The 13,715-nt window shown below is 60.9% G+C and carries 17 protein-coding genes and 1 pseudogene; 10 read left to right on the forward strand and 8 right to left on the reverse strand.

Features of this window, described 5'->3' with window-relative positions; genetic code table 11:
* Nucleotides 1–203: hypothetical protein (locus PHP59_RS07740; protein WP_300165703.1), on the forward strand; the 203-nt coding region annotated here is incomplete at its 5' end.
* A 455-nt stretch (nucleotides 204–658) separates the two neighbouring features.
* Here PHP59_RS07740 and PHP59_RS07745 read toward each other — a convergent pair.
* Genes PHP59_RS07745 through fdhD form a run of 4 tightly spaced genes read right to left on the reverse strand, consistent with a single transcriptional unit; the run spans nucleotide 659 to nucleotide 2,427 of the window.
* Entirely contained in the window at nucleotides 659–937 is a 279-nt protein-coding gene (locus PHP59_RS07745) for a ubiquitin-like small modifier protein 1 (protein WP_300165705.1), read from the reverse strand.
* Nucleotides 934–1,206, reverse strand: coding sequence for a DUF1894 domain-containing protein (locus PHP59_RS07750; protein WP_300165707.1), 273 nt, complete (start codon nucleotides 1,204–1,206; stop codon nucleotides 934–936). Before PHP59_RS07750 ends, PHP59_RS07745 begins: the two co-directional genes overlap by 4 nt.
* Nucleotides 1,194–1,673, reverse strand: a complete 480-nt coding sequence (locus PHP59_RS07755) for a DUF1890 domain-containing protein (RefSeq protein ID WP_300165710.1) — start codon at nucleotides 1,671–1,673, stop codon at nucleotides 1,194–1,196. Before PHP59_RS07755 ends, PHP59_RS07750 begins: the two co-directional genes overlap by 13 nt.
* Nucleotides 1,674–1,683: 10 nt before the next feature.
* Nucleotides 1,684–2,427: a formate dehydrogenase accessory sulfurtransferase FdhD gene (fdhD, locus tag PHP59_RS07760; protein ID WP_300165712.1), complete on the reverse strand. Its 744-nt coding sequence runs from the start codon at nucleotides 2,425–2,427 to the stop codon at nucleotides 1,684–1,686.
* Between the two features lie 121 nt (nucleotides 2,428–2,548).
* Between fdhD and PHP59_RS07765 the strand changes: the two genes are divergently transcribed.
* From PHP59_RS07765 to PHP59_RS07790, 6 genes are all read left to right on the forward strand, one after another.
* Complete coding sequence (locus tag PHP59_RS07765; protein WP_300165714.1) at nucleotides 2,549–2,926, forward strand: transcriptional regulator; 378 nt, start codon at nucleotides 2,549–2,551, stop codon at nucleotides 2,924–2,926.
* Between the two features lie 108 nt (nucleotides 2,927–3,034).
* The gene (locus PHP59_RS07770; protein WP_300165716.1) at nucleotides 3,035–4,183 is read left to right on the forward strand and encodes an LL-diaminopimelate aminotransferase; all 1,149 of its coding nucleotides are present in this window, start codon (nucleotides 3,035–3,037) and stop codon (nucleotides 4,181–4,183) included.
* The gene (lysA, locus tag PHP59_RS07775; RefSeq protein WP_300165718.1) at nucleotides 4,180–5,472 is read left to right on the forward strand and encodes a diaminopimelate decarboxylase; all 1,293 of its coding nucleotides are present in this window, start codon (nucleotides 4,180–4,182) and stop codon (nucleotides 5,470–5,472) included. The genes PHP59_RS07770 and lysA overlap by 4 nt, the downstream gene beginning before the upstream one ends.
* Nucleotides 5,473–5,482: 10 nt before the next feature.
* Nucleotides 5,483–6,772, forward strand: a complete 1,290-nt coding sequence (locus PHP59_RS07780; protein ID WP_300165720.1) for an OB-fold nucleic acid binding domain-containing protein — start codon at nucleotides 5,483–5,485, stop codon at nucleotides 6,770–6,772.
* Nucleotides 6,773–6,930: 158 nt separating this feature from the next.
* A complete protein-coding gene (gene radA / locus PHP59_RS07785; protein WP_300165722.1) occupies nucleotides 6,931–7,911 on the forward strand; it encodes a DNA repair and recombination protein RadA in 981 nt (326 codons plus the stop codon).
* Between the two features lie 13 nt (nucleotides 7,912–7,924).
* Nucleotides 7,925–8,617, forward strand: coding sequence for a phosphoglycolate phosphatase (locus PHP59_RS07790; RefSeq protein WP_300165724.1), 693 nt, complete (start codon nucleotides 7,925–7,927; stop codon nucleotides 8,615–8,617).
* Here PHP59_RS07790 and PHP59_RS07795 read toward each other — a convergent pair whose 3' ends face one another.
* The 3 genes from PHP59_RS07795 to PHP59_RS07805 form a co-directional block, all read right to left on the reverse strand.
* Nucleotides 8,618–8,869, reverse strand: a complete 252-nt coding sequence (locus PHP59_RS07795) for a PRC-barrel domain-containing protein (RefSeq protein WP_067049632.1) — start codon at nucleotides 8,867–8,869, stop codon at nucleotides 8,618–8,620.
* A gap of 81 nt (nucleotides 8,870–8,950) precedes the next feature.
* The gene (locus PHP59_RS07800) at nucleotides 8,951–9,160 is read right to left on the reverse strand and encodes a histone family protein (protein WP_300165727.1); all 210 of its coding nucleotides are present in this window, start codon (nucleotides 9,158–9,160) and stop codon (nucleotides 8,951–8,953) included.
* 132 nt (nucleotides 9,161–9,292) lie between these two features.
* On the reverse strand, nucleotides 9,293–10,171 hold the full coding sequence (locus tag PHP59_RS07805; protein ID WP_300165729.1) for a CBS domain-containing protein: 879 nt from the start codon (nucleotides 10,169–10,171) through the stop codon (nucleotides 9,293–9,295).
* A gap of 49 nt (nucleotides 10,172–10,220) precedes the next feature.
* Between PHP59_RS07805 and PHP59_RS07810 the strand changes: the two are divergent.
* A pseudogene (locus PHP59_RS07810) lies at nucleotides 10,221–11,138 on the forward strand (GTPase); the annotation flags it as partial.
* Here PHP59_RS07810 and PHP59_RS07815 read toward each other — a convergent pair.
* Entirely contained in the window at nucleotides 11,139–12,047 is a 909-nt protein-coding gene (locus PHP59_RS07815) for a presenilin family intramembrane aspartyl protease PSH (protein ID WP_300165731.1), read from the reverse strand.
* A gap of 56 nt (nucleotides 12,048–12,103) precedes the next feature.
* Here PHP59_RS07815 and PHP59_RS07820 point away from each other — a divergent pair, with 56 nt between their 5' ends.
* Nucleotides 12,104–12,418, forward strand: a complete 315-nt coding sequence (locus PHP59_RS07820; protein ID WP_300165733.1) for a hypothetical protein — start codon at nucleotides 12,104–12,106, stop codon at nucleotides 12,416–12,418.
* 21 nt (nucleotides 12,419–12,439) lie between these two features.
* A complete protein-coding gene (fen, locus tag PHP59_RS07825; protein ID WP_300165735.1) occupies nucleotides 12,440–13,441 on the forward strand; it encodes a flap endonuclease-1 in 1,002 nt (333 codons plus the stop codon).
* The last annotated feature ends 274 nt before the right edge of the window (nucleotides 13,442–13,715 follow it).

A 13,715-nucleotide genomic window follows, 5' to 3' on the forward strand; every position in this document is an offset into this window, starting at 1 on the left:
CTTTTTCCAGGAAACTCCCCGGCGAACAACCTGGAAACTCCCTGATGCGTCCCAATCGCAGAGGGGAGATACAGGGAGTTGGCGACAGAGAGTGCCGGATCATATATTTTCCGGCGATGCCCGAGACTACCGGAATCGGGATGCCGGGATCGTACACAAAAGATGCTTTTCAGGCACCTGTTGACGTATCAATATATTTTTAAACCCCTGTTAGTGAAACAGAATATTTTTCGTCAATTTTTTCATGCGGGTAAGGGCAATGGGCCCGGCCATGCGAAACCTTTATCATCACAGCGGGATATTAGCGGAATGCCCCTGAGCGGGTAAGACTCGTGGACGTGGGGGGACACGTTTCTTCGTCTATGACGGGGCACAAACAGGTACAAAGGGAAGTACAGGCTTGCTAGGTCTGCCATAAGGTTCAAAAGACCGGTATGCAGAGGGTCGCACCTCTGCAGACTGGCAGATGGCCACACATGCTGGTTGCCGGAGTTCATCACTGTGCCGCCCTGTGAGGGCGTGCAGGATATCAGCAGGATGGATTCTTTTCGATCACTCCGGATCCTGCTGGCGGAACAGGGATGTGGTCCATACTGGGGGGGCGTGGACCACAACCCTTCTGCCTCTGCCCAGCCCACCTGACTTCTACTTTTCTTTTTTATCCGCCGCCGACAGGCGGGAAGAGCGAGATCACGTCGCGGTCCGCGACGGCTGTCTGCAGACCCTCCTCGAAGTGGATGTTCCTCCCGTTCCTCAGGATATTGACATGGTCCTGGAGGATGCCTGGCGCGGCGAAGATCGCGTCCCTGAGGGCCGGCCTCTCCGCGATGAGCATATAGATGAGATCTCCGACAGTCGCACCTTCCAGGCACTCGACCTCCCGCTCGTTCTCCAGGATCTTTCTGAATGTCGCAAATGACCTCACAATGACTTTCATTTTTTCGACCTCAGTTTCTGTATCTCCTCTTTCCCCTCGACCCTCAGCACGAAGGTGCCGTGACACGGTTTCGTATACGGGAAGATCACATAATCGCCGTCCACACCGATCGGGATCGGGGGAACGCCGATAAGGGCAAGGTCAAAGATGCGGTACCCGGGCATCACATCGTAATACTCCCGGTAGTGCTTCTTGATAAATTCCCTGTACTCCTTGAAGGAACAGTTCCTGAGGAGTATCTCGTAGTTAAGCGCCTCTACGCATCCCATCCCATCACCCTGTCGATTTCTTTTGAGAGTGGCAGAACATTATGAACGGCTTTCGCCACCACCCGCTCGCACGGGAAGTCGATGAGCCCGGCAAGTTCCCCTGCCTCCTTCCCGAAGACGACCGTCACAAGGCGCCCGGCAGAGACGCTGCCGACCGTCCCCGCGTAACTGACGCCGCTCTCCCTGTGTATGAGCACAAAAGAGACGGCATAGTCCTGTTCATGTGCCACAAGCGCCTCAATGCAGGCGTCGAGGTCGACCATCTCGCCGACATAATGCCGGTCGGGATCGGCCATCGCCACGAGCGACCGTGCCGACGGGTTGCCGGCGACGACCGGCACGAGGCCCATCTTTCGGAGGCCGTGCGCGATGTGCAGGGCCACGCTCACCTGCGCCGCGGCTTCCGGGCACCCGAGCATGATCAGCCCCTCTTTCTGTCCTTCAGATCCCCTTTCCATTTCTGTCATGCTGGTCTCCTCATTCATCCCGGCCCATCTGGCCGACACCTTCGATACGCTCCGGGTGGGTGTAGACGGTGAAACGGTCACCCCGCGAGAAGCAGACAAGAGTGAGCCCGGCCTCGCTGGCGGTCGCGATCCCCTCGGAGGTGGACGCGGCACGCGAGATGACGATCGGTATGCCGGCACGGGCCGCCTTCGCCACCATCCCGGCAGGCTGGCGACCGGTGCAGCCGAGGACGCACCGCGACCGGTCGAGACCCGCGAGGACGGCGTGCCCGATCACCTTGTCCACCGTGTTGTGGCGGCCGACATCGCAGGCCTTCGCGCAGAGTTCCCCGTCGCAGAAGAGGACAGAGCAGTGGAGACCCCCCGTCCTCTGCCATTCGTCCGACTCGATGGCGGCGGTCATCCGGTAGACATCGTCGATGCCGATCCGCAGGTCTGATACGACCCGCGGGATCTCACGGAGAAACGCCGTCCCACCCGACGACTCGACCACCTGCTCACAGGCCGGTGCAGGGACTGCCTCGATCCTGATCTCGTCCCCGGCCACCTCAACAGAGACAACCTCCGTGGCAAGGCCCTCGGTAATCGCAAAACCGGCACCGAACTCCCTGAGGGCATCGTCGGACGCCACCATCCTGGCGACCGGGGCGCCGTTCATCACAAGGAGGTAGCGGTGCTCGACGCAGACCTCGTCGTCGATCTCCCGTGGTTCCCCTCTTTTTACCTGAATTCCCGTATGGGTGTGCAGATCCATCAAATTTTCCCTTCCCGGTCACGCCCTGCCCACGGGGGTACTGGCATGTTCCCAACTCTTATATGATATACCCATTAACAATTGTTAATCCGAACTCTCTCAATTTATGGATTGTGATCTCATGAAACTCCCCTGCGAGACTGGCGTCTGGCTTATCCTCCCATGCATCCGTGCATGCCTCGTGCAGGAACTGATGGAAAAAGGACTGTCGCAGAGGAAGGTCTCGACCATGCTCGACATTACCCCGGCTTCCGTCTCCCAGTACGCCTCCAAAAAACGCGGCTGCTCGATAGAACTGGGGGACAATGCGGTATCGTCCATAAGGCAACTTGCCGAGGACCTCGTCTGTGAAAATGTCGGGCATATGAGCCTGCGGATGTGCGACATCTGCATGCAGGTCCGCGCCCAGGGAAATATCGCCGATGATGACGGCGCCCCCTGCCCCCGCGACCTCGTCTGCAACATCTCCTCCTCCCGGAACCCGACATACGCGCCCTGAGAATACCCGGCGCCCTGTTGGCAGGTTGAGGGCGTCTTTTCGGAAGTTTTTCCCGGTTTCTGTGGCCGGGCACGAAATTAATTATTCTAGCCCTGCAATAGTAAAGCGATGTATTCGCAGAGACTGGAAAACCTGCCGCCATACCTTTTCGCCCGTATCGACGCAATGAAGGCCCAGAAGAGGAAAGAAGGAGTCGACATCATCGACCTCGGTGTCGGCGACCCTGACCTCCCGACGCCGGCGCATATCGTCGAGGCGATGGTCGGGGCGGTGAGGGAACCGAAAAACCACCACTACCCCGCCTACGAGGGGATGGCCTCGTACCGCCAGGCGGTTGCGGAGTGGTACGGGACGCGTTTTTCCGTCTCCCTCGACCCGGACAGGGAAGTCCTCGCCCTGATGGGCTCGAAGGACGGCATCGCCCACATCCCCGAGGCCTTCGTCAATCCCGGCGACTATGTCCTCGTCCCCGACCCGGGCTACCCGGTCTACAAGACCTCGACGCTCTTTGCCGAGGGCAGGACGCACCTCATGCCCCTCACCGCGGAGAATAACTTCCTCCCCGTCCTCGACGACATCCCGAAGGACGTCCTGAAGAAGGCGAAGCTCCTCTTCTTCAACTACCCGAACAACCCGACCGCGGCGATCGCCCCGAAGGCGTTCTTCGAGGAGGTCGTGGAGTTCGCCCGCGACAACGACCTCGTCGTCGTCCACGACAACGCCTACTCGGAGATCACCTTCGACGGCTACAAAGCCCCATCCTTCCTGGAAATCGACGGGGCAAAGGAGGTCGGCGTGGAGATGCACTCCCTCTCCAAGACCTACAATATGACAGGCTGGAGGATCGGCATGGCCGTCGGCAACCCCGAGATCCTGGCTGGACTTGGCCGGGTGAAGTCGAACATGGACTCCGGGGTCTTCGACGCCGTGCAGGAAGCGGGAGTCGCCGCGCTCACCGGCTCACAGCAGTGCGTCGCGGACGCCTGCGCCGTGTACCAGGAGCGCCGGGACGTCCTCGTAAAGGGCCTCAACGAACTCGGCTTCGACGTCCGTGCACCAAAGGCAACATTCTATGTCTGGATGCCGGTCGAAGACTGCATGAAGACGGCGGCGCAGTTCCTCAACGAGGCCGGCATCGTCGTGACTCCGGGCGTCGGGTTCGGTGAGAGCGGGGACGGTTACGTGCGTTTCGCCATCACCCGCTCGGTCGAACGGATCGAGGAGGCGCTCGAACGCATCAGGAGGATTGCACCATGAAGCTCCCGTCGCACCTGACAGTCAGGGACAGCCGCCTCTCCATCGGCGGCGTCGACTGCGTCTCCCTTGCGGAAGAGTACGGCACGCCCCTGTACGTCACCGACCTCGACCGGATCACCGGCAACGTCAGGCGTTTCCACGCGGCCCTCGCCGCCCACTACCCTGACGTGCAGGTACTCTTCGCAGCAAAGGCAAACGGCAACCTTGCGGTGATAAGAGCCCTCGCCGCCGAAGGGGCCGGTGCAGACGTCTTCTCCCCTGGCGAACTCGAACTGGCGCTCCGTGCCGGGATGAAACCCGAACGTCTCCTCTTCAACGGGAGTTCCAAGAGCCGCGCGGATCTCGCCCTCGCCGTCGAGAAAGGGGTGCGGGTCTCGGTTGACTCTCTGGATGAGCTCCACCAGCTCGACGCCGTTGCCGGCGAGGCGGGAAAGACCGCAGAGATCGCCTTCAGGGTGAACCCGGCCCTAGAGGTGCCGACCCACCCGAAGATCGCCACCGGGCTTGCGACGAGCAAGTTCGGCATCCCGGCGCAGGAGATCATCGCCGCCTACAGGGAGGCACTCGCCTGCGAACACATCGAACCTGTCGGTATCCACTGCCACATCGGCTCCCAGATCCTCGAAGTCGAACCCTTCGCCCGCTCTGCCGAGGTGATGGTGCGGGTCGCAAAGGAGGTCACCGACCTCGGCGTCCACCTGGAGTTCCTCGACATCGGCGGCGGCCTCGGCATCCCGTACCACCACGACACCGACCCGGCGCCGACACCCGACGATTATGCGGCCGCCGTGATGCCCGTATTCCTGCAGGGCATCAAGGAATGCGGGATCGACCCGGCCCTCTGGGTGGAGCCCGGCCGCTGGCTCGTCGGCGACTCCTCGGTCCTCCTCACTCGCGTGAACTCGGTGAAGAAGGCCCACAAGACCTTCGTGAACGTGGACGCCGGTTTCAACCTGCTCATCCGCCCGGCGATGTACGACTCCTATCACGAGGTGCTCGTCGCCGACCGCGCCGATCTCCCTGCCGACGGCACCTATACGGTGGCAGGCCCGATCTGCGAGACCGGTGATATCCTGGCCCATGACCGCGCCCTCCCGGCCCCGAAGGCCGGCGACGTCATCGCCGTTCTCGATGCGGGCGCCTACGGCTATGCGATGTCCTCGCAGTACAACAGCCGGCCACGCTCTGCCGAGGTGGCGGTGAGCGGCGGGAAGCACGCCCTGATGCGCCGGGCCGAGACCCTCGACGACGTCACCGCCGCCATGGAGGCCCCTGTCTGGGAGGAGTGAACGGACAACCGTGAACTTTCACTACGCCCTCGTCGACGACCTGATCAGCCGCGAGGAATTTGAAAAGCGGGTCGGCGAACGGATGAAGGCGGCGGGCGGTCTCCTCGACGAGAACGCCGCTTCGCTCCTCGTCGTCACCGACTGCGGCCGCCACCACCAACGGATCGCCGGCATCGCCCCCGGCCCCTCGATCGTTTCCTTCTTCGGGAAGGTGCTCTCTGCCAGCGAACCCGAGGAGTTCGCCAGGAAGGACGGGGAGACCGGAGTGCGCGCCACCCTCCTCCTCGGCGACGCGTCCGGACGGATCGAGGTGACTCTCTGGGACGAGAAGGCCGGGGCGGCCGGGGAGATCGAGCCCGGCGAGGTACTCGAGGTGATCGGGAGGCTTGCACCGCGGGGTGGGAGCGTCTCGGCGCTTGCCCTGCGGAAGTCCACCGTGCTCATCGACTGCCCGATGGAGACCGAACGCACCTGCACCTCCCCGGTCGGCACCGGCGACCTTGTGGTGCGCATCCTCGGCATCGGAGAGCCGCGGGAGTTCACGCGGGGAGACGGGACAGGTGGAACGATGGTCACGGCCGTCATCGGCGACAAAAGCGGGACGGCGCGCCTCGTCTGCTGGGACCCGGCGGTGCTCGCGGCCTCTGCTGCCGGGGACGTGGTGTGCATCAGGGGTGCCAGAGGGGCCGTGAAGGCCGGGGGGCCTGAGTTCTCCCTTGACGACCGCGGCAGCGTCACGCCGATCGACGAGGACGTAGATGTCAGGGTCACGCCGGCGGTCGAGGTGAAGGCCGGGGAGTGCGTCTCCCTGAAAGGGCGGGTGGCGGCGGTGCAGCCGCCGCGGAGCTTCCAGACCCGCACCGGAGAGCGGTCCTATGTGCAGAATATCGACCTCTCCGACGACTCGGGGACGATACACCTTGTCCTCTGGGGCGACCGCGCCCTCCTCGGCCTTGCGACCGGCGACGAACTCCGTGTCTACCATGCGAGGGCAAAGGAGGGGCGAAGCGGCGGGACCGAGGTCTCTGTCGGGAGGGGGAGCATGCTCGTCGGGGCCGGTGAAGAGGACGACAAAGAGATCGTCTTTCAGGGGACGACCGTCCCCTCGACCCTCGGCATGACCCTCGACAACGGCACCGAGGCCTACCTCCTCTCTGGCGACATCCTCCCCGGCCAGGAAGTGACGGTGACCGGGACACGGCGGGGGCCGCGGATCATCCCGCAGGCCGTCGAACCGGCAGAGGTAGACAGGCAGGCCCTTGAAAGGCGCCTTGCGGCCCTGCTCGACGAGACATGCTGAGAACTTTTCACTTTCACCCCGCACACGGAGAGGGGAGTATATGTCAGGTGCGAAAGTGATATGTGTGCCCGGAGACCACGATCAACCGGGTGTTTCCGGGCCCTCCGCACCTTTTCTGCTGGTGTGCGGCCAAAATATCTGAAGGAGTGAGGGAAAACATGCCAAACGTATCTATGGACCTCGAAGACCTCCCAGGCGTCGGGCCGACAACGGCGGACAAGCTTCGGGAGGCAGGCTATGCAACTGTCGAGGGCATTGCCACAGCTTCGCCGGCCGACCTCGCCGAGGCGGCAGAGATCGGAGAGTCAAGCGCAAAGAAGATTATTAAGGCAGCCCGCGAACTCGCCGATATCGGCGGGTTCAAGACCGGCGTCGCCGTCCTCGAAGACAGGAAAGAAGTGAAAAAACTTCAGACCCTTGTCCCCGAATTCGACGCCCTCCTCGGTGGCGGCCTGGAGACAAAGTCCATCTCGGAATTTTACGGCGAGTTCGGGTCGGGCAAGAGTCAGATTGCCCACCAGATGGCGGTCAACGCCCAGCTCCCCGAAGAACTCGGCGGACTGCACGGGTCCTGCGTCTACATCGACACCGAGAACACCTTCCGCCCCGAACGTATCGAGCAGATGGTGGCCGGGCTCGAGATCCCGGGCTACGATACACCGCCGCTCATGGAGTTCCTGGAACGGATCCATGTTGCAAAGGGCTACACCTCCGACCACCAGATGCTCCTCGTCGACAGTGCTCGCGACCTTGCAAACGAGATGAAGGACAGCGACTATCCCGTACGGCTGATCATCATCGACTCGCTGACCGCCCACTTCAGGGCAGAATATGCCGGCAGGGGCACCCTGTCGGTGCGGCAGCAGAAGTTGAACAGGCACATGTACGACCTTGCAAAAATCGCCGAGGAGTACAATGCGGTTGCACTCGTCACCAACCAGGTCCAGTCGAACCCTGGCGTCTTCTTCGGCGACCCCACGAAACCGATAGGCGGCAACATCGTCGGGCATGCCGCGAAGTTCAGGCTCTACCTCAGGAAGAGCAAGGGCGGCCGGCGGATCGCAAAACTCGTCGACAGCCCGAACCTGCCCGAAGGCGAGGCGGCGTTCGTCGTCGAGACGTCGGGCCTCAAGCCCTGAAGGTGGTCGGCCAGTGTTGAAGGCGGTCGTCACCGATCTCGATGGCACCCTGACCGATGCACGGCGGCGGATCTCCACCGCCGCCATCGAGACGATCCGGGACCTTGTCGATACCGGCATCCCTGTGGTCATCGCAAGCGGAAATACCATCTGCTCCCTGGACATACTGTGCAAGATGATCGGGACCGACGGGACGATCATCGGCGAGAACGGGGGGGTGTATCGTCTCCGCTTCGACGGCCAGGTCCATGTGGCAGGCTGCCAGTCGGTCTGCTGGGACGCGTATCACCGGATCGAGGAGTATTTTGCTGCGGAGGGAAAGACCCTCACCCTGTACTCCCCGGACAACCGCTTTGCCGACATCGCCTTTGCCCGCACCGTCGAGCCCGCCGAGGTAGCCGGGGTGATCGTCGGCATGCCGGTCAGGGCGATCGACACCGGCTTTGCCATTCACCTCCAGTATCAGGGCATCTCGAAGGGGACAGCCCTCTCCGACCTTGCCCTCCTGATGGGCCTCTCTCCCGCAGATTTCCTTGCTATCGGTGACTCTGAGAACGATAAGGAGATGATCGGCCATGCCGGCATCGGGGCCACCGTGGACAACGCCACGCCTGGAACGAAGGCAACAGCCGATTATGTCTCTGAAAAGAGATATGGGGACGGGTTTGTTGAAATTATCCGGAAATATCAGAAATTATTCGGATAATTATTTCTTCGAGAGGTACCGGTCGACCACGATGTAGTCGCGTGCGTCCTTGACCGCTTCGAAGGCAATAAGCATGTGTTCGCCGTCCATCCTGTATCCTGCCGTGTCGAAGGAGGCATCAGGTTTGACGATCAGGTCGATCACCTCGCCGGTATCAAGGTCGACCATGAGGTTCTTGATCTGGCCGATGATCATCCCGTCATTGCTCATCACTTTTTTGCGTGCAAGGCCCCGTGAAAAGATCGTACTCATAGTTTCTGGGTGGGTTTCGGGGATATATAAATTGTTTGAAAAGAAGGAGAATTTAGTATCCCGCCGTTTTCCGCCGGGTGTTCACTTGAGAATCTCGGAGGCCATCTTGATGTCCACGGACTTGACGGTCTTTCTTCCCGCATGACGGGTGAGTTTGATCGCCTCCCGTGCGAGAACCGTGCCGTAGTCTTCCATCAGAGTGGCCAGAGCCTCGCTCCCGTCGGCACTGACACGCTCAGCACCGGCATTCTTGATGATCCTTCCGACTGGTGCAATTGGCAGTTCGCTCATCTGTTTTCACCTCGCTCCTCAACCCCGTCCCCCAGAGGGAAGAGTGGGTTGAAATAACACACCCCTTGATGTGAATACCCATATTTATAGTTGTGGGTTGCCAGATCAGTGTACCGCCAATTATTGCCCCCCTTACAGTGCGGGGAAGACACCTATGATGTCCGACTGGGTGATGATCCCGATGGGCTTTCCGCCCTCTACAACGATGAGACGCCCGATTTCACGCTCTTTAAAGCGCCGGATCACCTCGTAGAGATGGGTGTCGGCATCGGCTTCGACGACATCCGAGGTCATCACCGCGGTGACCGGTGTGGCAAGGTCAAGTCCCTGGTCCAGTCCGTCGGCAAGGTCGGTCAGGGTGACGATCCCGGCGAGCCTCTCACTGTCCATCACCGGCGCCCCATGGATGCGGTGCTGCGCAAAAAAGGACGCCGCGGATTTGAGAGTATCTTCCGAGGAGAGCGCGAGGATCGGGGCGCTCATATAATGCCGGACCGATTTTTTCGGGAGGGAGATCATCTCGATGATGGAAATGAGAAGCGAACTTTTTACCTCGTCTTTTCCGAATATCTCCCCCCTAACAAGGAGTTTGTTCACCGGGGTCGGGCCGATGGTGATCTGGTCCCCGATATCGAAGACCTTCACGCTCCCGAGGATCCGGATCAGCGCGTGGCAGATGTCAGGGTGGCAGAGGGTGGTGAAGTCGATCTCCGCCACATTGGCTCCCTCGACTTCGGTGCCGTTCCTGGCGATCGGGACATGCGACTCCTGGTCATAGTTCATGAGATTGAGCTCGCGGTAGGCCTGTGCCGAGGGGTTGTACCCTCCCTTCGGGCCGGGGACGCCGTCGACGAGGCTGAGAGCCTTGAGGGACTGCATCTGGTTCCTGACTGTCCCGGGATTGCGCTTGAGCACGTCGGCGATCTCCTCCCCCTTGATCGCGCGGGAATGTCGGTGGTACAGGGTGATGAGGGTGATGAGTATCTCTTTCTGTATGAGCGATAAATCCATACACAGAGTTTGGTCTCACTGAGCATCAATATTTTTGGTTGTGGGTGTCGTGGATTTTGAGAGAATACCGACCGTACCGACGGCGGACGAAGTGCTTGACCGGAGTTTCCGGCGAGCCGCCGCAAAGATGCGGACAAAGACGAACAAAGACCGTGCGAATGAAGATTTTGTCAGGGCAGTTTCAAGCGCCGTCCATGACAAACTGGTCCATGTCATCCAGTCGTTTCCGGTCTTCGAGGACCAACCGCCTTTTTACCGTGATACCGTCGAGGCGCTCTTCGGTATTGAAAGGCTGAAGATGGCCCTCGGGAACGTGGGGTGGGCAGCGATGCACACCAAAAGGATGGGCTTTGAACACGGCGGAAGACGGATCAGGAGGGCCGAGGATACCGCAGCAGTGCGGAAGCGGGCGGTGGCGAGGATCGCATCGATCGTCCACCAGATCAACAAAGACCTCCTCTTCCTCAATGTGGCGCGAAATGTCCTGCGCAAACTCCCTGACGTCAAGGACAACGAGTTCACCGTGGTGATCGCGGGCTACCCGAATGTGGGCAAGTCCTCCTTTATCAGGCTGGTCTCGTCGGCCGAGCCGGAGATCGCTTCGTACCCCTTCACCACGAAGGGTGTGATCCTGGGCCACAATTATGATGGGCGCCACAGGATCCAGTTCCTCGACACCCCCGGCCTTCTCAACAGGCCTGAGGAAGAGAGGAATGCCGTCGAAGAGCAGGCGATCGCCGCGATCGTGAATTCCGCACACCTGATCGTCTTCATCCTTGACCCGAGCGAGTACTGCGGCTACCCGATAGAGGACCAGAATGATCTCCTTGAGGCGATCAGGGTGATGGCCGAGGTGCCGATTCTCGTCGTCGCCAACAAGGCCGATATCCGTCCGGGAGAGGAAGGCATGCTCTCCATGTCCACCGCCACCAGAGAGGGCGTGGACGCGGTGCTCACCGAGATCCTCTCACGCTATCAGGAGCCAGCCCCAGCTCCCGCTCAGGGCGCAGCCGAGGAGGAAGCCGAGGATGGCACCGCCGTTGAGGGGCGGGAGTCCGGCCTGTGGACGACCGGAGAGGACGAACTTGAGGAGGACGGCCATACCGACGACTGACCCGGCCATCGCTCCGAGCGCCGGGACTGAGATGAACCAGAGGGTCGGGGCCGGGACGAAGACCTGGGCCGAGACGACAAGGATGGACGGCATGATCAGGTCGCCCATCCCCATGATAAATGCCCCGCGCTCTTCCTTCTCCTGCTGAAGGTTCATCCCTTCTTTTCTGAACGAAAAATCTCTCTTCTTTGGTATGACGAAGAGGATGGGCGTCTTGAGGTCGATGATACCCTCGGCAAGGGCGATCATGTGCTTTGTCCTGTACACCGAGAGAGCGTCATAGACGGCAAGGAGAGAGAGAAGGAGGATCACCGGCAGGACGGCAAGGGAGATCCCGAAGATGGAGGCGACGCCCCCGGCGATAAGGATGCCGAGGGTGTCGATGACGTACCACTCGGGGTACAGGAAGAGGACGGCCGTGGCTGCACCGGCGGCCGCGATTGGGAGGATGAACGCGGCAGAAGAAACTCCGAGGACGACGGCCGACAGAGTCCAGAAGATGTAGTAGAAAGTCAGGAATATGGAGAGCGCAACAAGTCCGAGGATCACTTTCTTTCCGCCGATCCTGATCAGACCGAGCATGAGAAGAGTGAAGGCCAGGAGGAGGCCGAGAAATATAAAGGGATTTGCGACAGATGTCGGGTCTTCAAAGGCCGCAACGCCGGCCGACTGCATCGGCAGGGCAAGGAGGATGCCGAGCACCTCGACCACGATCAGCATCGCCGGCATCACCATCAGGGGCATGTTATTCCGAATATCCATTTCTGACCTCTTCTGATATCGTTAGATTAATTAATAGTTCCTTATCATCTAAAAGCATGGAGATCCGAGAAGCCCTCGTTGACATTGTCCTCACCATCGTCCTTGTCCTGTCCACCCTCACCCTGGTCTGGCGGGTCTGGCAGGACCTGACCATGGCTGTGGCGACGACTCTGATGATGCTCTCCCTTGGCGGCCTCTTTCTCTCGCTCGGGTACAAGATCCAGCAACTCGAGGCAAGCATCATTGCGCGCGAGCGGACGATGCGGGTGAACCTGGAAGAGCTCTCCACCACAATGGCACAGAAATATGACACTACCGTGAGGCACATCGACGATACGGTGAGCGATATCACCCGCAGGATGTACAGGTAAACCCTTTTTGCGAGATTATACATGGGCGTTGCATTACGTGATATACTCGGCGAGTTCTGTCAGGAGATGGAGCTTGACGACGTGCGGGGCGCGGTCGGCATCGATGCCTTCAATGCGCTGTACCAGTTCCTGACCATCATCAGGCAGCCTGACGGCACCCCCCTGATGGACGCGGAAGGGCGCGTCACCTCCCATCTATCAGGGCTGTTTTTCCGGAATATCAACTTCCTGGAGAAGGGGATACGCCCGGTCTATGTCTTTGACGGCGCCCCCCCGGAACTGAAGAGCACGACGGTCGAGAAGCGCCGGGAGGTGCGGGAGGCGGCAGGTGTCAGGTGGCAGGAGGCCATCGCCTGCGGCGACACCGCGGAAGCCTATAAGCAGGCGCGCGCCTCGACACGGATCGATGACGCGATGATCGCGTCCGGTCGGCGCCTCCTTGAGTTAATGGGCATCCCCTGGGTCCAGGCGCCGAGCGAGGGCGAGGCCCAGGCGGCTTACATGGCGCAGAAGGGTGACGTCTCGACGGCGGCCTCGCAGGACTACGATTCCCTCCTCTTCGGGGCGCCGCGCCTCCTGCGGAACCTGGCGATCTCGGGGAAGAGGAAGATGCGGGGGAGGCAGGTGACGGTGCGCCCGGAGTCGGTCTCCCTTGCGGCGGTGCTCGGCGGTCTCGGCCTCACGCGCGAGGAACTGGTGGAGGTCGGGATCCTGGTGGGGACCGACTTCAACCCCGGCATCAGGGGCGTGGGGGCGAAGACGGCCCTGAAGATCGTGAAGAAGGGCGGTTTCGCGGAGACGATCCGGGAGAAGGCCCCGGACTTCGACCCCGAGCCGGTGCGCTCGTTCTTCCTGGATCCCCCCATCACCGACGACTACCACCTCGCCTGGAAGAATCCGGACAGGGAGGGGATCGTCGCCATGCTCTGCGGCGAATATTCCTTCTCCGAGGACCGGGTCGGTGCGGCCCTGGACAGACTCGGGAAGACGGCGGGACAGAAGACGCTCGACGCCTGGTTCTGAAGGGGTCGGAATATTTTTTTGATTGCATGACGATCCCGCGCGGGTCCCTCTGCCCTCCCCGCCCTATCGCAATCCGGGAGTCCGGGGAAGAGAGAAAAGGAGATCGAGAAGTTGACTGCCATCCATCCCCTATCCTGAGATGAGGGGACGACCGAAGGGAGTCGAGAAGACGAAGTCTTCGCCGAACGAGCGTCAGCGAGCATGAGAAAACCGTAGGTTTTCGAGACCGGGAGGCTTTGCCCCCCGCCACATATCTCATGAATAGGATTTACCA

The sequence above is a fragment of the Methanofollis sp. genome, from assembly GCF_028702905.1.
In the GTDB taxonomy this organism is placed as follows: domain Archaea; phylum Halobacteriota; class Methanomicrobia; order Methanomicrobiales; family Methanofollaceae; genus Methanofollis.